This window comes from Aeromicrobium duanguangcaii (assembly GCF_024508295.1).
Taxonomy (GTDB): Bacteria; Actinomycetota; Actinomycetes; order Propionibacteriales; family Nocardioidaceae; genus Aeromicrobium; species Aeromicrobium duanguangcaii.
In genome coordinates this window covers 516,660-535,774 of record NZ_CP101990.1, presented here as the reverse complement: position 1 = coordinate 535,774, position 19,115 = coordinate 516,660, and the positions used below count along the sequence as shown (strand labels likewise).

Sequence of the window (19,115 nt, the reverse complement as noted above, 5' to 3'; positions counted from 1 at the left end):
AATTCTACTTCAGCGGCGACTTAACTACTAGATAGGAAGTGACATTTGTCGACCAAATGACTGGACGGGATGCCGGGTGAGCGATGTAAGGTCACATTAGAACAGCGACACGAGTCGAGGAGGGGCGATGCGTGACGACCAGGACGTGATCGTGCTGTCCCGTGATCGACCCGGGACCGCCGCGTCGGCCCGCCCGCCCGCCTCGATCGCCGTCCCCCACCGTTCCCCCACTGTCCCGGGACCAGCTCCCCTTCCCCCGCAAGAGAAGTGACTCGATGACCGACACCCTGCTCGACCGACTCCGCCTGCCCGTCGTGGCGGCGCCCATGTTCCTGATCTCGGGCCCCGATCTCGTCGTCGCGGCCTGCGAGGCCGGCGTCGTGGGCTCCTTCCCCAGCCCCAACTGCCGCACGGCGGAGGAGCTCGACACCTGGATGGGCACGATCCGCGACCGCCTGGCCGGCTCCCCCGACGCCGCGCCGTGGGCGCTGAACCTCGTGACCCACCGCAGCAACGCGCGCCTGCCCGAGGACCTCGCCCTCGTGGCCGAGCACCAGCCCGACATCGTGATCACGGCGCTGGGCTCCCCGCTGCCGGTCATGGAGGTCGTGAAGTCCTACGGCGGCACCGTCATCGCCGACGTCGTGAACCTCAAGCTCGCACGCAAGGCGATCGACGCGGGCGTCGACGGGCTGGCCTGCGTCTCGGCCGGCGCCGGCGGCCACACCGGCCACCTGTCGCCCTTCGCGTTCATCTCCGCCGTGCGCGAGATGTTCGACGGCATCGTCACCGTCGGCGGCGGCGTGACCGACGGAGCCGGCATCGCCGGCGCGATCGCCGCGGGCGCCGACCTGGTCTACATGGGCACGCGGTTCCTCGTCACCGAGGAGAGCATGGCCCAGGACGAGTACAAGCAGATGGTCGTCGACCACGGCCCGGACGACCTGATCGTCAGCTCGGGCGTCACCGGCACCCCCGCGTCGTGGCTGCGACCGAGCCTCATCGCGAACGGGTACGACCTTGACGCGATGGTCGGCCCCGCCCAGCGCGACTACGACTCCACGGCCGGCGCGGGCGCGCGCTGGAAGGACCTGTGGGCCGCCGGCCAGGGCCTGCAGACCATCCGCGCCGTCGAGCCCGTCGCCACGGTCGTCGACCGCCTGGAGTCCGAGTACCGCACCGCCGGCGAGCGCTTCGCCGCGCTGACGCTGCAGCCGCGCTGACTCCCTCCCCCCGTCCCGAGATTTGCTCCTTTTCTGACCTTTCACACCCTCTGAAAGGTCGGAAGGGGAGCACATCTCGTTCACGTCGGGCGGGCGTGCCCGGGAAAGACGAAGCCCGCCATCCTCTCGCAGGTATGGCGGGCTTCGCTCTTCGATGATCTCAGAGGCCGACGGCGGTCGCCGCCGAATCCTCCGTCTGCCAGCGGCGCAGCTCCTCGCCGGCACACCACGTCGAGTGCGTCCCGCTGGAGATGCGCTCGGGCAGCTTGAGCTTGCAGACGGGCCCGTCCGAGAGCCGCGCGGCGTCGAACACCACGGCGTAGGACGCATCGGCGTTCATGTCCGAGATCAAGGTGACCAGGTAGCCGTCGTCCTCGGACGTCGAGCCCACGCGCGGCGCCATCGCGGTCTCACTGCCGTAGACGCCGTCCTCGAAGGCGAACGTCTCCTCCGCACCGGTCAACGAGTCGTGCTTGACCAGTCCGTTGAACAGGAACCAGCCGGGCTTGTTCGTGGCCGAGTAGGAGTAGCGGTGCTTCACGCCACCGAACGAGCCGTTGATCATGCCGAACTCGGACACCGTGTCGGTGAGGCGCTCCTCCTTCGTCAGGCCGGTCTTGAGGTTGAAGCGCCACCGGTGCAGGCGGGTCTCCATCCGGTCCTGCGCCAGGAAGCGGAACGCCCGCTCCCACTTCGTGCCGGTGCCGTTGTCGGCCGGCTCCGGGTCGGTCTGGAAGTAGCCCTCCAGCACGACCTCGTCACCCTCCTCGTAGGCGTTGGTGAAGTGCAGGACGTAGGTCGACTCGGCCTCGAACCACATGATGTCCTTGGTCTGACCACGGCGCGGGATGACCGCGAACCTGGCCGGCATGTCGCGGTGCCAGCGGGCCACGTGGGCGTTCTGTTTGAGCGCCTCCGGGTCCCAGAACAGCGGCATGTCGTTGAGGATCGCGTAGTTCTCCGTGAACGCCATGTCGTGCGGCAGACGCGGGCCCGGCAGCGGGATGTCGACGTAGTGGACGAGGTCGTTCTTGTCGTCGACGACGCCGTACTTCATGTACGGCGCCTCCTTGCTGTAGTTGAAGAACATCATCTCGCCGGTCCGGTCGTCGACCTTCGGGTGCGCCGAGACGCCCCAGTCGAACGGGAAGTGCCCGTTCCAGCTCTCCTTGCCCAGCGTCTGGGCCGAAAACGGGTCGATCCGGTACATGTCGCCGCACTGGTAGAACGTGCTCAGCGCGACGCCGCGGTGCACGACGACATCGGTGCTGGACGCGTCCTTCATCTGGCGACGCGCGCCCCACCCGTCCTCGCGCAATGCGATCTGGGGTCGCTCGGCCAGGCCGGCCCACAGGGACTGGCCGGCCTCCTGCTCGGCGAGGTAGCCGTCGGTGCGGATCATCCGGTTGCGGTAGAACGCCTTGCCGTCGCGGAAGCCGACGACGTGGATCATGCCGTCACCGTCGAACGGGTGGTAGTTCTTCAGCGACGGGTGCACCGGGTTCTCGGTGTTGCGCAGGTAGACGCCGTCGAGGTCGGCGGGGATCTGCCCCTCGACGACTTCCAGGTCGTCGGCGACCCACTCGTTGGTCTGCGGCCGCCACGGCCCGGTGCGGTAGGGGTGGTCGTCGTCCTCGGGCAGCGTCGACAGCAGCTTGCCCACCAGTTCCAGATCCATGAAAGTTCCTCTCGTACGTCAGTTCAGTCAGTTGGCCGTCACGACGAAGCTGACGGTCGTGGCGGTGCTTCCGCCGAAGTTGAGCGTTCCGACAGTGTCGGCGCCGTCGACCTGGTAGTCGCCGGCAGTGTCCGTGACCTGCTTGGTCGCGTCGAGCACCATGCGGATGCCGGACGCGCCGACGGGGTGTCCGCCGCCGATCAGGCCGCCGCTGGGGTTGATGGGCAGGCGACCGCCGATCTCGATGTCGCCGTTCTCGATCGCCTTCCACGACTCACCGGGCTCGGTGAGGCCGATGTGGTCGATCGCGATGTACTCGCTGGGCGTGAAGCAGTCGTGCGTCTCGAGCGCGTCGAGGTCGTCGAGCCCGATCTGGGCGCGGTCGAACGCGTCGAGCACGGCGCGGCGCAGGTGCGGCATGACGTAGGGCTGGTCCGCCGAGTGGTCCAGCTTCTGCTGCAGGCCCAGGCCGACGGTCTGGTGGCCCCAGCCCGCGATGCGCGCCATCGGGCGCAGGTCGGGGTGGCGAACCAGGAACGCATCGGACACCAGCACGATGCCGGAGCCGCCGTCAGTGACCTGGCTGCAGTCGAAGCGACGCACGCGGCCGTCGATCTGCGGGTTCAGGGCGGGGTCGCCGGCCGGACCGAGGTCGGGCACGTCCCAGCCGCGGGTCTGCGCGTTGGGGTTGAGCTTCGCGTTGGCGAAGTTGATCTCGGCGATCCGGCTCAGGTGCGCCTGGTCGATGCCGTAGCGGCGGTCGTACTCGTCGGCGACCTGGCTGAACATGTACGGCCACATGAACGTGGCGTCCTCGCCCTCGTGGCCGGCCCAGGCCGCGGCACCGAGGTGGTGGGCCGCCTGGTCGCCGCTGACGGTCTTCTCCAGCTCGATGCCGACGACGAGCGCGGTGTCGTAGTTGCCGGCGCGCAGGTCGGCCATCGCGGCCAGGACCGCGATGCTGCCCGAGGCGCACGCGGCCTCGTGGCGGGAGGAGGGGGTGCCCCACAGGCCGGGGTTGACGGTCGCGGGCATCGCGCCGAGCTGGCCCTGGCCGGCGAAGAGCTGGCCGAAGGCGTTGCCGACGTGGATGACGCCGATCTCCTCGGCGTCGAGCCCGGAGGCGGCCAGCGTGCCGTCGACGACCTCGGTCGCGAGATCGGCGAAGTCCTTGCCCTCGCGATGGAAGTTGCGAGCGAAATCGGTCTGGTACCCACCGAGCACCCAGACGTTCGGCGACTTGGTCATGATCCACCTCTCTGACGCGCACTCACGCGTCGTTCATCACACTACACTTATCAGAGTTGCTACGGAAGGGTCGAGAAAACAGCTCCTCCGACGGCTTTCAGCGCGGTCGGAACGTGGCGTAGTCGGCTCGCGCCGGCGTCGCGACGGGCCGGATCATCAGACCCGGCTCGGCGGCCACCACGTGGGGCACCGCATTGATGACCTGACCCGCCACGGCGTACTGCTCGGCGCCCATGCGGCTGCGATCGGCCGGGTGCTTCTCGAGCTCCATGGCGATCTTCACGCCGGGGTGCCCCGTGATGTTCACCCGCCACAGCGGCGGCTCGGGCTCGGGCAGGTGCGCGGTCTCGACGAACCAGTGGATCGACATCGTCAGCCGAGGGCTGCCGTCGACCATCGCGTGCCAGCGCCAGTTGGTGTGCCCCACGGTGCCCTGCGGGATCACGCCGGCGGCGACCGTCAGGTCGGACCCGGCCGGGTGGCACACGTGGTCGCTGACGACCTCGTCGATCGCCAGGCCGAGGTGGTGCGCCATCGCGCCGAGGACCTCCTCGTACATGCCGTTGAGCGCGCCGACCGGCCCCCACGAGGGGTCGTTGGGGTCGTGCTCGTCGAGCGCCGCGCCGAACCCCAGGGAGCCGAACAGGTACTCGGGGTCCTGCACGAGGCGCGCGTCGGCCATCTCGACCACCTCGATGTGGTCGACCGAGGCGCACACGCCGGTCGCGAGCACCGCGACCTGCTCGCCGATGAAGCCGGGATTGAGGCCGACTCCCATGAGGGTGACCCCGCCGCGCTCGGCCGCGGCCCGGAGCCGGTCCAGCCGCGGGCCGGGGTGGACGAACGGATCGGTGTAGCCGTTGATGCTGAGCACGTTCTTGCCCGACTCGAGCAGCGCGACGATCTCGTCGTCATGGGCGCCGTACGGGCCGATGCGGCCGGCGTGGACGACCACGTCGGCGTCCAGCGCCTGGATCTCGTCGACGTCGGAGGTCGCCAGCACGCCGGTCGCGTCCCGGCGAGCCAGGTCACCGACGTCGCGGCCGGCCTTGGCCTCGCCGTAGACGTACGTGCCGACCACGTCGACGCCCGGATGATCCAGCATCGTGCGCAGGATCGCCGTGCCCATCGCCCCGGTCGCCCACTGGACGACGCGGTAGGTCATGCCGCCAGGCCTTCCACGACGACGGCCATCGAGACGCCGAGCGCGGCGGGGATGACCAGCAGGGCGTAGCCGCCACCGCGCCGGCCTAGCAGGTCGAGCGCGTTGGCGAGCAGGATGCCGCCACTGGCGGCCAGCGGGTGGCCGACCGACACGGCGCCGCCCTGGATGTTGACCCGCTCGGGATCGATGCCCAGCTCGCGGGTCAGCAGCAGCGGCGTGACCGAGAACGACTCGTTGAACTCCGCCACGGCGACGTCCGCGACGTCGATGCCGGCCCGCTCCATCGCCAGCCGCGCCGCGGCGATCGTGCCGTCGAGACCCGGGGAGCGGACGGCGGTGTGCGCCCAGCCCGCGATGCGGCCGCGCGGGGCACGGCCGAGGACGCGCTCGGCGGCGGCCGAGCCGATGACGGAGGCCGAGGCGCCGTCGCACAGCTGCGGGGCGGTGGCGACGGTGTGCAGTCCCTGCGCCGGTCGCTCGAAGCCGGGGAACCGCTCCTCGACGCGCGACCAGAGCGGATCGTCGCCGAACAGCGGAGCGAGGCCCGCAAGGGACTCGGGGGTCGTGTCGGCGCGGGCGCCCTCGTCCTGCGCGAGGACGGTCTCGCCGCCCTGGGTCACGGGCACGACGGAGTCCCACGTGGCGGCGGCGGAGCGCCGGTGCGAGCGGACGGCCCAGCCGTCCAGCTCCTCGCGGGAGAAGCCGTGCTTCGCGGCGGTCAGGTCGGCGGAGACGCCGATCGTCACGAAGCCGGTCGTGTCTCCGAGCCCCGGATCGAAGGCGAAGGCCGGCTGGTCGCTCATCATCGGCACGCGCGACATCGACTCGGCGCCGCCGGCCACGACCACGTCGAGCATCCCGGAGCGGACCTGGGCCGATGCCGTGGCGATGGCGTCCAGGCCCGAGCAGCACATGCGCGAGACGACGCCCGCGGGGACCAGGTCGGGCCAGTCGGCGGCCATGACGGCGACGCGCGCGAGGTCGGCGGCCTGTTCGCCGTGGGCCGTGCTGACGCCGATGACGACGTCCTCGACGGCGTCCAACGGCAGGTCGCGCCGCTCGAGCTCGCGCAGCAGCTGGGCGAGCAGCTCGTGGGCGGGCAGCCCGGCCAGGGTGCCGCCGTCGCGCCGCACGCGACCGCGCGGCGTCCTCACCGCCTCGTAGACGAAGGCCTCGGTCATCGATCCCACCTGTCGCTGAACTCGCCGCACCGTGCGGACACGTCGGAAGGTTACTGCATTAAACAGAGTGACTCAACCATCAACTCGCGCTCCGGGGTGCGGACGCGCCTAGGATGCCCGGGTGAGCATTCGTGGCTACTCCTCCGACGAGCCCACGGGCCCGAGCACGCCGAACGCCCTTTCACGCGGCTTCGGCGTTCTCGGGGACGAGTGGACCCTGTTCCTGCTGCGGTTCGCCCTCCAGGGCTGCCGCCGGTACACCGAGTTCTCGACCCGGATGCCGATCTCGCACGCGGTCCTGTCCGGCCGCCTCGAGGCCCTCGTCCGGTCCGGCCTCATGGTGCGGCACGAGTACCAGCAGCGACCGCCGCGCAACGAGTACGTCCTGACCGACTCCGGCCGCGCGACGTGGCCGATCCTGGCCGCGATCTGGGGCTGGGAGCGCACCTGGGTGCACGAGCACTCCTACGAGACGCCGCCGATGCGCCACATCACCTGCGGGCAGGAGACGACCCCGGTCCTGACCTGTCGCGAGTGCCACCGCCCCGTCACCGTCCGGGACCTCGACACGTCGTGGGGACCGGCCGGAGGATGGCGCAGCTCCGTCCCCGAGACCGCGACGCGGCGCCGTTCCTCGACGCGCGGAACCGCGGTCGGGCACACCTTCTATCCGGACACGATGGCCATCTTCGGCAACCGCTGGTCCTGGTCGCTGATGGGCGCCGCGCTGCTCGGCGTGCGCCGGTTCAGCGAGTTCGAGGCCGCGCTCGGTCTGCCGCCGTCGTTGCTCTCGGGCCGGCTCAGCACCCTGCGCGAGCACGGCATCATCGAGCAGGTCACGGCCGACTCCTCGACCGAGCGGTCCGAGTACCGGCTCACCGACAAGGGTCTGGCGTTCTTCCCCGTCATCGCCATGACGATCGGCTGGGCCGAGCGGTGGTTCGCGGTCGACGAGGGTCCCGCCCTGGTCCAGAAGCACCGTGCTTGCGGGGCCGACTTCGTCGGCGAGCTGACCTGCGACCGCTGCGGCGAGCCGCTCCGCGGCACCAGCCTCGACATGAGCGAGCTCGACCCGCCCAGCTGAGTCCGCTCAGCGGGTCAGGGTGAAGGAGTCCAGGGTCGACCCGACCTTCGACGAGGGCTTCGCGCCCTTGCCCCGGTGCCCGACGACCGCGCGCACCGCCAGCTTCGTCGGCGTGACGGTCACGACCTGGTAGGTCGACGTCCGGTACGCGGACTTGACGCGGGTCGCGCCGCCGCGCTTCCAGTCCTTGCTCGACGAGTCGTAGTACTTCGGCCCGCTGACCGAGGTGAGGTAGGTGACGCCGGCCTTGCGGCCCCGGGCGTACGAGTGGTCGTGCCCCGACAGGACCAGGTCCGCGTCGTACCGCTCCATCACCGGCAGGAACCAGCGGCGCATCTCGGTGTTCTTGCGATCACCCCGCGAGGCGAACGGCCCGGAGTGCATCAGCACGATCGACCAGGCGCGGCGATTCGTGCGCAGGGCGTTCGCCAGGAAGGCGGACTGACGTTTGAGATCCTTGCCGAACGTGTCCAGCACGATGATCCGGGCGGGGCCGCGGTCGACGAAGAACCAGGTCCGGCGCTGCTCGGGATACCCGTTCGACGGGAACTGGAAGTAGGAGCGGAAGCCCCGACCCGTCCCCGAGCGGCAGGGCGACGTGAGCCGGCACTGCTCGTGGTTGCCGATCGACGAGATCCAGTTGCTCCGCTGCCCCGACGGCGTCAGCGCGCGGGCCAGCTCGCTCCACTCGCGACCCACCCACGGCTTGTTCACGACGTCGCCGGCCTGCAGCAGGAGCCTGGCCTCGGGGTGCTGACGGGTGGCCCGGTCGATGATCCGCTCCGGGACCGCGTCGTTGTCGATCTGGGTGTCGCCGAACTGCAGCAGCCGGAAGGTCTGGGAGGCGCCGCCGGCGGTCGTGAACTCGCGCCACGCCGACGCGAAGCCCTTGCCGACGATGCGATAGCGGTAGCGCGTCGACGGCGCGAGCCCGCTCAGCCGCGCGTAGTACCGGTACTGCCGGCTGCCGGCCGTGCGGGTGCTCGTGCCGAGCTTGCGCCGCGCGGGCACGGTCAACGTCGTGCCGTCGCGGGCGACGGCCACGACCCGCTGGCCCGAGGTCGCCGAGCGACGGCTCCACGAGACGTACTGCGACGTCGACGGATCAGAGGTCGGTGTCAGCAGCATGCGGCTCACGCCGGAGCTCGCGGCACCGGCAGGGGCGAGCGGCGACAGCACCGAGAGCCCCAGTACCGCCGCGACCAGCGAGATCACGGTCCGCACCCGTCCACGGTAAACCCGTTCCGGCGCGCCGTCACCGGCAAAATCGGTCCCCAGTACCGTGGAGTCGTGCGCATGCGGATCGATCTGGCCTATGACGGAACCGAGTTCAGGGGCTGGGCGACCCAGCCGGGACTGCGAACGGTCCAGGGCGAGATCGAGTCCGCCCTCGCCACCGTGCTGCGCCTGCCCGAGCCCCCGCGCCTGACCTGCGCGGGCCGGACCGACGCGGGCGTCCACGCCCGCGGCCAGGTCGCCCACGTCGACGTCGACACCCACCCGGGCGTGCTGGAGCGGCGCCTGCGGCGCATCGTCCCCGACGACATCCGGATCGTGCGCGTGACCGAGGCGCCCGAGCACTTCGACGCCCGCTTCGCGGCGATCGAGCGGCGCTACGTCTACCGGATGACCGACCACCCGGCCGGGCCCGACCCGCTGCAGCGGCGCATGGTCGCCGCGATGCCGAAGCCGCTGGACGTCGAGCTCATGAACGAGGCGGCCCAGCACCTGCTCGGCGAGCACGACTTCGCCTCGTTCTGCAAGCAGCGCGAGGGCGCCACGACGATCCGCAACCTGCTGACCCTGCGCACGATGCGCGGCGGCGAGACGATCGCCACCACCGTGCGCGCCGACGCGTTCTGCCACTCGATGGTCCGCTCGCTGATGGGCTGCCTCGTGGCCGTCGGCGAGCGCCGCTTCCCGCCGGAGTTCGCCGCCGAGATCCTGGCCGGCGAGGTCCGCGACCCCCGGGTCAAGGTCATGCCCGCGCACGGCCTGGTGCTGGAGGAGGTCGTCTATCCCGCCGACGACCAGCTGGCCGCGCGGGTCGACCAGGCACGGCGACGCCGGGACGAGTGATGGCCCGCCTGCTCAGCGCGGGGATCCTGCTGCACCGGGTCCGCGACGGCCGCCGCGAGGTGCTGCTGGGGCACCTCGGCGGACCCTTCTGGGCCCGGCGCCACGAGCGGGCCTGGTCCATCCCCAAGGGCGTGCTCGAGGACGGCGAGGAGCCGCAGGACGCCGCCGCGCGTGAGTTCCTCGAGGAGCTCGGCGTGCCCGTTCCCGACGGTCCGTGGGTCGATCTGGGCACCGTGCGCCAGTCCAAGAAGGACGTCCGGGTGTGGGCCGTCGAGGCCGATCTCGACCCCGCGTCCGTCGTGCCCGGCACGTTCGACCTCGAGTGGCCGCCGGGATCGGGCACGACCCAGGCCTTCCCCGAGCTCGACCGGGTCGAGTGGTTCGGCCTCGACGAGGCCGCCGAGGCCATCGTCGCGGCACAATCGACGTTCCTCGAACGTCTGCCCGTCGTGCCAGACTGACGTCATGGACGCGGCGACGACGTGGACCGACATCGAGGCCTTCCTGCTGGGGTTCCCCGACACCGAGGCCAGTACGTCATGGGGCATGCCCGGGGTCAAGACCGGCGGGCGACTCGTGGCCTGGTGGCGCGATCGTGACGACTCCCCCGGCTGCGTCGCGGTCAAGGTCGACCACGACGAGGCCGAGGCCCTGATCCAGGACGCCGCCACGCCGTTCCACACCAACGACCACCTGCGCGACCGCTCGCCCAACGTCGTCCTGTTCCGCCCGGGCGAGATCGATCCGGTCGAGTTGCGCGAGCTGCTGACCGACGCCTGGCGCGTCACGGCCACGCCCTCCGTGCTGGCCGCCTGGACCGCCGAGAACGAGCCCGACGCGTGAGCCACTACTTCGACCCCACGCCCCGCACCGACGACGAGCGCCGCACCGTCACGGTCGAGGTCTGGGGCAACCGCCGCGAGTACGCGACCTCCACCGGGGTGTTCTCCGGGGGCTCGCTGGACAAGGCCACCGCGATCCTGCTGGCCGAGAGCACTCCACCCCCGGCCGGCTCGGTCGTGCTCGACCTCGGCTGCGGCTGGGGTCCGATCGCCTGCTCGCTGGCCGAGGCCGGCAGCACGGTGTGGGCCGTGGACGTGAACGAGCGGGCCCTCGAGCTGACCGCCCTCAACGCCGCCGGCCTCGACGTCCACCAGGCCCTGCCGCAGGACGTCCCCGACGATCTGCAGTTCGACGCGATCTGGTCCAACCCGCCGATCCGCATCGGCAAGGCCGCCCTGCACGAGCTGCTGCTGACCTGGCTGCCGCGGCTCGCGCCCGGCGGCGAGGCGCGCCTCGTCGTGGGCAGGAACCTCGGCGCCGACACGCTGCAGCGCTGGCTCATCGACCAGGGCTACCCCACCGAGCGCGTGGCCAGCAGCAAAGGCTTCCGGGTGCTGTCGGCCCGACGTCCCTGACCGTCACGGTCGTTGTCCCGCGCCGCGGCGGGCGGTAGCGTGAGCCACCGCTGTCCAACCTGAATTCAGATTCAGAGGTGCCCGTGATGCAGGTCCTGATCGCCAACCGCGGCGAGATCGCCGTCCGGATCGAGCGCGCGGTGCGGGCGTTGGGCTGGACCGCCCAGCGCGTCCACACCGACGACGAGGCGGCGAGCGCCGACGCCGAGAGCTGGCTGCTCCCCCGCTCGGGCGTCGCGGGCCACCTCGACGTGGAAGGTGTCGTGGGAGCCGCCGTCCTGAGCGGCTCCGACCTCGTTCACCCCGGCTACGGCTTCCTCAGCGAGAGCGCGGAGCTGGCCCGGGCCTGCGCCGCCGCCGGGGTGGGCTTCGTCGGTCCCGACCCGCGGATCCTGGAGCTGTTCGGCGACAAGGGTCTGGCGCGCGAGCACGCCGTCGCCCGCGGCGTGCCCGTGCTGGATGCCACCGATCGCGACGCGTCCCTCGCCGAGGTCGCCGCCCTGCTGGACCGCCACCCCTCCGGCATCATGATCAAGGCCGTCTCCGGCGGCGGCGGGCGCGGCATGCGGCCGGTGACCGACCCCGCCGACCTCGCCGACGCATACGAGCGCTGCCGCTCCGAGGCCGAGCGCGCCTTCGGCAACGCCGCCGTCTACGCCGAGCGGCTGCTCGGCAGTGCCAAGCACATCGAGGTCCAGGTGCTCGGCGACGGCTCGGGCGTCGTCACGCTGGGTGAGCGCGAGTGCTCGGTCCAGCGGCGACACCAGAAGGTGATCGAGGTGGCCCCCAGTCCGTCGCTGACCGACACGCACCGGCAGCAGCTGACCACGTGGGCCAAGGAACTCATCGCTCCGCTGGGCTACCGCGGCCTGGCCACGGTCGAGTTCCTCGTCAACGCCGATCTGCTGCGCCGCGGCGGTCCACTCGACGCGGTGTTCATCGAGGTCAACCCCCGGCTCCAGGTCGAGCACACCGTCACCGAGGAGGTCACCGGCACCGACCTCGTGCGTGCCCAGCTGCTGGTCGCGGCCGGCCACGGGCTCGACGAGGCGGGCGTGCCGACCGACGTGCAGCCCCGTCCCGGCGTCGTCGCGATCCAGTCGCGCGTCAACGCCGAGGAGGTCGTCGGGGGCACGGTCGTCTCCACCACCGGCACCGTCACCGACTTCTCGGCCCCCGAGGGCGTCCGGGTCGACACCGGCATCGCCGCGGGCACCGTCGTCGACGGCACCTTCGACTCCCTCCTCGCGAAGGTCGTCACCGTCACCGAGGGCGACCACGCGGCCGCCTGCGCCGACGCCGACGCGGCGGTCGCCGCCCTGCGGATCGACGGCGTGCGGACCAACGTCCCGCTCCTGCGCGAGTTGCTGGCGCACGACGCCGTCCGCAGCGGCGAGGTCACCACGGCGTGGCTCGACCGACTGCTCGCCGATCGGGCCGACGCCGAGCGCACCACCGACGAGTCGGGCACCGTGTCCTCGGTCATGAACGGCACCGTGCTGGCCGTGGCGGTGAAGCCCGGCGACACGGTCGGGCCCCGGACGCCGCTCGCCACCCTCGAGTCGATGAAGATGGAGCACCCCGTCACCGCCGGGTTCGCCGGCACCGTCACCGAGGTCCTGGTCGCGGCCGGTGAGCAGGTGGCCGCCGGTCAGCCGATCGCCGTGGTCGCACCCGACGACTCCGTCGACCACCAGCACGCCGAGGACGCAGAGATCGACCTCGACCACATCCGTCCGGACCTCGCGGAGCTCCGCGACCGGATCGCCCGCACCCGCGACGCCGCCCGCACCGAGGCCGTCGCGAAGCGGCACGCCCGCGGCCACCTCACGGCGCGCGAGTGGGTCGGCCTGCTCGTCGACGAGGGCACCTTCACCGAGTACGGCTCGCTGACGGTCGCCGCCCAGCGGCAGCGCCGCAGCCTCGACGACCTCATGGACAACACGCCCGCCGACGGCATCATCACCGGGCTCGGCACGATCAACGGCGACGACTCCGGCGACGCGCGGCGCTGCGCCGTCCTGGCGTACGACTACACCGTGCTCGCCGGCACGCAGGGCTACTTCAACCACAAGAAGACCGACCGTCTGCTCGAGCTGGCCCGCGACCGGAAGCTGCCGGTGGTCCTGTTCGCCGAGGGCGGCGGCGGCCGCCCCGGTGACACCGACACGGCCGACCTGATGGCCGCCGGCCTGAACGTGCGGACCTTCGCCACGATGGGCTCGCTGAGCGGCGTCGTGCCGACGGTCGGCATCCTCACGGGCCGCTGCTTCGCCGGGAACGCGGCCCTCCTCGGCTGCTGCGACGTCATCATCGGCACGGAGGACTCCAACCTCGGCATGGCCGGTCCCGCGATGATCGAGGGCGGCGGACTCGGCGTCTTCACCCCCGAGCAGATCGGCCCGATGTCGGTCCAGGCCCCGAACGGGGTGGTCGACATCGTCGTCGGCGATGACGCCGAGGCGATCAGCGTGGCCCAGCGCTACCTCTCCTACTTCCAGGGTGGCCGTACCGCGTGGGACGCCGCCGATCAGCGGCGCCTGCGCCACGTCATCGGCGAGAACCGCAAGCAGGTCTACGACATCCGCACCGTCATCGACGCCCTCGTCGACACCGACAGCGTGCTCGAGCTGCGCCGCGAGTTCGGCACCGGCGCGATCACCGCCCTGGTGCGGATCGAGGGCCGTCCCTACGGCCTGGTCGCGAACAATCCCGCCCACCTCGGCGGCGCGATCGACGCCGACGCCGCCGACAAGATGGCCCGCTTCCTGCAGCTGTGCGACGCGCACGGCCTGCCGGTCGTCTCGCTGTGTGACACCCCCGGCTTCATGGTCGGGCCCGAGAGCGAGCAGACCGCGACCGTCCGCCACTTCAGCCGGCTGTTCGTGATCGCCTCGCACCTGACGGTGCCGATCACGACGATCGTCCTGCGCAAGGCCTACGGGCTGGGCGCGCAGGCGATGGCCGCTGGCGGCTTCGCACAGACCACCGCCACGGTCTCGTGGCCGACGGGTGAGATCGGGGGCATGGGGCTCGAGGGTGCGGTCCGGCTCGGCTTCTCCAAGGAGCTGGCCGCCATCGAGGACGAGCAGGCCCGGGCCGAGCGCTACGAGGAGCTCGTCGCCCAGCACTACGAGGCCGGCAAGGCGATCAACGGCGCGATGAAGCTCGAGCTGGACGAGGTCATCGACCCGGCCGACACGCGTCGCTGGATCGTGGCGACCCTCGGCGACTGGTCCGGCGAGGGATCGCACCGCTACGTCGACACCTGGTGACGGGCTAGGCCAACCGCTCGATCGTCGTCACGACCCTCGTCACCGACGGCGTCGCGGGGGTGCTCGAGAAGCCGAAGCGGCAGGGCGGGTCGACCGGGGCGAGAGCCCCGAGGTCGGTCCCCCGCCAGCTGCCGTCGATCGAGTCGACGGAGACGACCGACGTCGCGCCGTACCACTCGCGGCGGTCGTTGCCGGCGGTTCCGCGCGTGCGCACGCCCTTCATCACGACCCGCGCGACCGGGTCGATGGCCGAGCACCATGCGGGCGCGGTCGCGACGCGCGGCGGCACGAGTCCGAGCAGCGCACCCAGCGGCGTCCGACCTCCGAAGACCAGGCGCAGCGTCAGTGACGGCGTCGAGACCTCCCATCCGTCGGCAGTGTCCGTCACCGCCACGGGCTCGATGACGTGCTCGTCGAACGCGTAGGTCGCCGCGACGAAGTCCTGCACCCGGTCGGACGGCGCCAGCAGGACGCGATGACCGGTCGCGTCCTCGAGCATCACGTCCGCGAACGCGCCCCACGGTGAGGAGTCCCAACGGCCGACGACGACCCGGATGCCGCTCGTGCTGCCGACCCCGGCGATCCGGCCGGCGAAGCGCTCCCTGATCCGACCGGTCTTCACGTTCCCCATCCTGCCCGTTCGGGGCCAGCGACTGTCCGTGACGAGCGGCAGGATGGGGGCATGCTGCTCGCCGAGCTCGTCGCCACCTCCTCCGAGGTCGCCGCCACCCGATCGCGGAAGGCGAAGGTCGCGCTGCTCGCCGACCTGCTCCGCCGCGTCGAGCCTGACGAGCTCGCGACCGTCGTGTCCTACCTCGGCGGTGCGCTGCGCCAGCGACGCACCGGCTTGGGCTGGCGGGGCGTGAGCGCGACGGTGCCACCGGCCGACGAGCCCTCGCTCAGCGTCCTCGAGGTCGATGAGGCGTTCGAGGTGATGTCGCGGCTGTCCGGACCCGGGTCGCAGGACGCGCGCCGGCAGGCCGTCGCCGACCTGTTCGGACGAGCCACCGCCGCCGAGCAGGAGTGGCTGCGGGCCATCGTCACGGGCAACCTGCGCCAGGGCGCGCTCGACGCCGTCACGCAGGAGGCGGTCGCGCAGGTCGCCGAGGTCCCGGTGGCCACCGTCCGCCGCGCGGCGATGCTCGCCGGCAGCACGGTCGCCGCCGCCGCAGCCGCCTTCGAGGGCGAGGGGGCACTGGCCGCGATCGGCCTCGAGGTCGGCCGGCCGGTCATGCCGATGCTGGCCTCCAGCGCGCCCGACGTGGCGGCAGCCATGGCCAGCCTCTCCCCCGACGGCCGCACCGAGGTCGCCGTCGACGCCAAGCTCGACGGGATCCGCATCCAGGTCCACCGTGACGGCGACGCCGTGCTCGTGGTCACCCGCAGCCTCGACGACATCACCGCCCGGCTGCCCGAGGTGGTCGAGATCGCCCGATCGCTGCCCGCCGACCGGTTCGTGCTCGACGGCGAGGCGCTGGCCCTGAACGCCGACGGCCGCCCGCTGGCCTTCCAGGACACCGCCAGCCGCACGGCCCAGGGCGCCGGCGTCGCGATCGCGCCGCACTTCTTCGATCTCCTCCACCTCGACGGCCGTGACCTGCTCGACGCACCCGGTCACGAGCGCCTCGCCGCCCTCGATGCGCTGGTGCCCGAGCCGCACCGTGTCCGTCGCCTCGTCACCTCGGACCCTGAGGCGGCCGACGCGTTCGCCGTCGAGACCGTCGCGGCCGGTCACGAGGGCGTCGTCCTCAAGGACCTCTCCGCGCCCTACGCGGCGGGCCGGCGCGGCGCGGCCTGGGTCAAGGTCAAGCCGGTGCACACCCTCGACCTGGTCGTCCTGGCGGTCGAGTGGGGCTCCGGACGGCGCCGGGGCTGGCTGTCCAACATCCATCTCGGCGCCCGCGACGAGTCCTCCCCCACCGGGTTCGTGATGCTCGGCAAGACGTTCAAGGGCATGACCGACGAGATGCTCGCCTGGCAGACCGAGCGCTTCCTCGAACTGGAGACGCATCGCGAGGGGCACGTCGTCCACGTGCGTCCCGAGCAGGTCGTCGAGACCGCCTTCGACGGACTCCAGCGCTCCACGCGCTACCCCGGCGGCCTCGCCCTGCGGTTCGCGCGCGTGGTCCGCTATCGCGACGACAAGTCGCCGGCCGAGGCCGACACGATCGAGACGGTCCGCGCGCTCGCAGGCACCTAGGACGACAACAGCCCCACCGGAAGGGGGGGGTCCGGTGGGGCTGCTGGCTCGTGCGCGTCAGCCCGCGTTGCGGATGCTCCGCAGGTTCACGACACGGTAGCCGGCCTCGAACGTCAGGCCGTCGGTGAAATAGTTCGCCACCGGGACCATCAGGGGAACGAAGTCGACCCGCTCGAGCAGGGCGGCCTCCGCCTGACCCCACAGGGCGCAGCGCTCGTCACCCTCGACGCTCGAGAGCTTGTCCTTGACCAGTGCCTCGAACTTCGCGTTCTTGACGCGGCCCCAGTTCAGCGCGCCGCCCTCGCCGTAGACCGAGCTCATCTTCGTGGCCATCGGGAAGGGCGTGCGGACCGCGGTCTGGTACGGGTAGACGATGAGGTCCCAGTCATCGTTGTCGGCGTAGATCGTCCCGGCCGCCTGGGCCTGGGTGCCGCTGGTGATGTCGACCTTCACGCCCAGCTGACGGATCGCGTCGGCCAAGTACTCCGGTCCGGAGTTCTGCACGTCGTAGCCGAGCATCTTGATGGTCAGCTCCTTGCCGCCGGGGCCGTAGCCGGCCGCCTTGAGCTCGGCCTTCGCCCGGTCGAGGTCGAACTGCGGCGTGACCTCACCGTTCTCGGGGGTGTGGCAGTTCATGTTCTCGGTGATGAACGTGCGGGTGGGCTCGCCCAGGCCGAACGACGCCGCCTTGGTGAACCCCTCCGGATCGACGGCATGGGCTACGGCGCGACGCAGGCGCTCGTCGGCGAACGGCCGTCCCGGGCGTTCGTTGAAGGAGATGGCGTCGGCGCCGAAGGCCTTGCCCTGGATCGGGTCGTGCTTGCGGACGAGGCGCTCGTTGTCCCGACCGAGGATGGCGGCGATGTCGGTCGCTCCGGTCTCGAACAGGTTGGCTCGCGTCGAGTCGGACGTGACCACGCGCATCGTGATCTTCGGTGGCACGGCGTCCTCGTCGGTGATCGCCGGGGAGTCCCAGGCCTCGAGCACGTACTCGTCACCACGCTTCATCGAGGCAATCTTGTACGGGCCCGATCCCTGCGGCGCAGTACCCAGACCCTCGAGGTCGGCCAGCCCTCGGGGGCACACCACGAAGGCGTTGGTCATCGACTCGAGCATGTCTGCGTGCGGCTGGTTGACCTCGATCGTGAGGGTGTCCGCGTCGTCGTCGCCGACGATCGACTTGGCTCCCCCGGGACCGAAGAGGCGACCGGTGAACGGCGACCCGGACTCCGGGTCGGCGAGCCGCTGCATGTTCTTGGCGACGTCCGACGGCAGCAGGTCGGAGCCGTCGCTGCACTTCAGGTCGGGGCGCAGGGTGAAGACGATCTTCGTGGGCGTGACATCCCACGTCGTCGCCATGGCCGGGGAGACCCCTCCGGTCTCGTGGTCCTGTCGGACGGGCGTGTCGTAGAGCGCCTCGAACAGCTGCATCGAGCCCTGGTCGGACGACGAGATCGCCGGGTCGAAGGTGTCGATGTCGTTGCGCAGGTCCATGACGATGCTCTCCGGGACCTCGCCGGCCGCGCCGTTCGAGCCCTTCGCCTCGCCTCCGCAGGCGCTCAGGGCCATCACTGCGACGGTCCCGAGCACCACCGCTGCACTGGTTCTTGCCATCGTCGTTCTCCTCCAAGGGGCTGTGATCGTGCTCACACGTTCGCCCCATCTTGAAGGACGACGGGGCCGGAGTCAATATTGAGTTCAACTTTAGAAAAGCCCTCCCGATCTCCTTCGTGGGGAGACCGGGAGGGCTGGGTACAGCGGCGTCAGCGGGCGTGGGTGACGCCTCCGTCGACCGTGATCGTCGAACCGACCACGTAATCGCCCGACCGTGCGGCCAGGTAGATCGCGGCAGCCGCCATGTCCTCGGGATCGCCGATCCGACCGGCGGGGATGGAGTCCTTGATCTCGTCGCCGCGGTCGCGCGCGTCCTTGTTCATGTTCGAGGCGAAGGCGCCCGGCGCGATGCCGCTGACGGCGATCCGGTCCTCGATCAGGCGGATGGCCATCCGGCGGGTCAGCTGGATCACGCCCGCCTTGCTCGCGTGGTACGAGTACGTCTCCTGCGGGTTCAGGCTGATCCCGTCGATCGACGCGATGTTGATGACCTTCGCCAGGTGGTCGCCAGACGCGGCGACGAGGTCGGACTTGAGGGCCTGCGTGAGGAAGAAGAGCGACTTCACGTTGAGGTCCATGACCTTGTCCCAGCCGGACTCGGGGAACTCGTCGAACGGGGCTCCCCACGCGGCGCCGGCGTTGTTGACGAGGATGTCCAGGCTCGACTCGTGCTCGCGGTAGCGGGCGACGAGGTCGTTGATGCCGTCGAGCGTCGAGACGTCGGCCGGCAGCGAGATGCACTGGCCGTACTGCGAGAGCTCCTCGGCCGCCGCGTCGCACGCCTCGGCCTTGCGCGCCGAGATGTACACGCGAGCGCCCTGGCTCAGGAAGCCCTCCGCGATCATCTTGCCGATGCCGCGCGAGCCGCCGGTGATGAGGGCCGAGCGGCCTTCGAGACTGAACAGTGCTGCGGTGTCCATGGTGGTCCCTTCTGTGGTGATGAGTCTGTC

At 71.1% G+C, this 19,115-nt stretch carries 16 protein-coding genes; 8 read left to right on the top strand and 8 right to left on the bottom strand.

The features are described 5' to 3' along the window. The first annotated feature begins 275 nt into the window (after positions 1–275). On the top strand, positions 276–1,223 hold the full coding sequence (locus NP095_RS02705) for an NAD(P)H-dependent flavin oxidoreductase (protein WP_232417583.1): 948 nt from the start codon (positions 276–278) through the stop codon (positions 1,221–1,223). Positions 1,224–1,383: 160 nt separating this feature from the next. On the opposite strand, the gene NP095_RS02700 is transcribed toward NP095_RS02705, so the two are convergent. From NP095_RS02700 to NP095_RS02685, 4 genes are all read right to left on the bottom strand, one after another. Next, positions 1,384–2,901, bottom strand: a complete 1,518-nt coding sequence (locus NP095_RS02700) for a carotenoid oxygenase family protein (RefSeq protein ID WP_232417584.1) — start codon at positions 2,899–2,901, stop codon at positions 1,384–1,386. Between the two features lie 27 nt (positions 2,902–2,928). Then, positions 2,929–4,149, bottom strand: a complete 1,221-nt coding sequence (locus NP095_RS02695) for an acetyl-CoA acetyltransferase (RefSeq protein ID WP_232417585.1) — start codon at positions 4,147–4,149, stop codon at positions 2,929–2,931. A gap of 97 nt (positions 4,150–4,246) precedes the next feature. Beyond that, a complete protein-coding gene (locus NP095_RS02690; protein ID WP_232417586.1) occupies positions 4,247–5,314 on the bottom strand; it encodes an NAD(P)H-dependent amine dehydrogenase family protein in 1,068 nt (355 codons plus the stop codon). Continuing rightward, positions 5,311–6,495 carry a thiolase family protein gene (locus tag NP095_RS02685; RefSeq protein WP_232417587.1) on the bottom strand — a complete coding sequence of 395 codons (1,185 nt, stop codon included), beginning with the start codon at positions 6,493–6,495 and terminating at the stop codon, positions 5,311–5,313. Before NP095_RS02685 ends, NP095_RS02690 begins: the two co-directional genes overlap by 4 nt. A gap of 121 nt (positions 6,496–6,616) precedes the next feature. Here NP095_RS02685 and NP095_RS02680 point away from each other — a divergent pair, with 121 nt between their 5' ends. Further along, positions 6,617–7,579 (top strand): winged helix-turn-helix transcriptional regulator, encoded by a 963-nt coding sequence (locus NP095_RS02680; protein ID WP_232417588.1) that lies wholly within the window; start codon positions 6,617–6,619, stop codon positions 7,577–7,579. A gap of 6 nt (positions 7,580–7,585) precedes the next feature. On the opposite strand, the gene NP095_RS02675 is transcribed toward NP095_RS02680, so the two are convergent. Continuing rightward, positions 7,586–8,803, bottom strand: a complete 1,218-nt coding sequence (locus tag NP095_RS02675; protein WP_232417589.1) for a purple acid phosphatase family protein — start codon at positions 8,801–8,803, stop codon at positions 7,586–7,588. Between the two features lie 72 nt (positions 8,804–8,875). Here NP095_RS02675 and truA point away from each other — a divergent pair, with 72 nt between their 5' ends. From truA to NP095_RS02650, 5 genes are all read left to right on the top strand, one after another. Continuing rightward, the gene (truA, locus tag NP095_RS02670; RefSeq protein ID WP_255668999.1) at positions 8,876–9,658 is read left to right on the top strand and encodes a tRNA pseudouridine(38-40) synthase TruA; all 783 of its coding nucleotides are present in this window, start codon (positions 8,876–8,878) and stop codon (positions 9,656–9,658) included. Beyond that, positions 9,658–10,119: an NUDIX domain-containing protein gene (locus tag NP095_RS02665; RefSeq protein ID WP_232417591.1), complete on the top strand. Its 462-nt coding sequence runs from the start codon at positions 9,658–9,660 to the stop codon at positions 10,117–10,119. The genes truA and NP095_RS02665 overlap by 1 nt, the downstream gene beginning before the upstream one ends. Before the next feature lie 4 nt (positions 10,120–10,123). Next, positions 10,124–10,501, top strand: a complete 378-nt coding sequence (locus NP095_RS02660; RefSeq protein WP_232417592.1) for an MmcQ/YjbR family DNA-binding protein — start codon at positions 10,124–10,126, stop codon at positions 10,499–10,501. Continuing rightward, positions 10,498–11,076, top strand: a complete 579-nt coding sequence (locus NP095_RS02655) for a class I SAM-dependent methyltransferase (protein WP_232417593.1) — start codon at positions 10,498–10,500, stop codon at positions 11,074–11,076. Before NP095_RS02660 ends, NP095_RS02655 begins: the two co-directional genes overlap by 4 nt. A gap of 86 nt (positions 11,077–11,162) precedes the next feature. Next, positions 11,163–14,351, top strand: coding sequence for an acetyl-CoA carboxylase family protein (locus NP095_RS02650; RefSeq protein WP_232417594.1), 3,189 nt, complete (start codon positions 11,163–11,165; stop codon positions 14,349–14,351). Positions 14,352–14,355: 4 nt separating this feature from the next. Here the strand turns inward: NP095_RS02650 and NP095_RS02645 are convergent, their stop codons facing one another. Continuing rightward, entirely contained in the window at positions 14,356–14,973 is a 618-nt protein-coding gene (locus NP095_RS02645; protein WP_232417595.1) for a hypothetical protein, read from the bottom strand. Positions 14,974–15,033: 60 nt separating this feature from the next. Between NP095_RS02645 and NP095_RS02640 the strand changes: the two genes are divergently transcribed. Then, positions 15,034–16,551, top strand: a complete 1,518-nt coding sequence (locus tag NP095_RS02640; RefSeq protein ID WP_232417596.1) for an ATP-dependent DNA ligase — start codon at positions 15,034–15,036, stop codon at positions 16,549–16,551. Between the two features lie 57 nt (positions 16,552–16,608). Here the strand turns inward: NP095_RS02640 and NP095_RS02635 are convergent, their stop codons facing one another. Further along, positions 16,609–18,165 carry an ABC transporter substrate-binding protein gene (locus tag NP095_RS02635; RefSeq protein ID WP_232417597.1) on the bottom strand — a complete coding sequence of 519 codons (1,557 nt, stop codon included), beginning with the start codon at positions 18,163–18,165 and terminating at the stop codon, positions 16,609–16,611. A 149-nt stretch (positions 18,166–18,314) separates the two neighbouring features. Next, positions 18,315–19,085 carry an SDR family oxidoreductase gene (locus NP095_RS02630; protein ID WP_232417598.1) on the bottom strand — a complete coding sequence of 257 codons (771 nt, stop codon included), beginning with the start codon at positions 19,083–19,085 and terminating at the stop codon, positions 18,315–18,317. Positions 19,086–19,115: the final 30 nt, after the last annotated feature.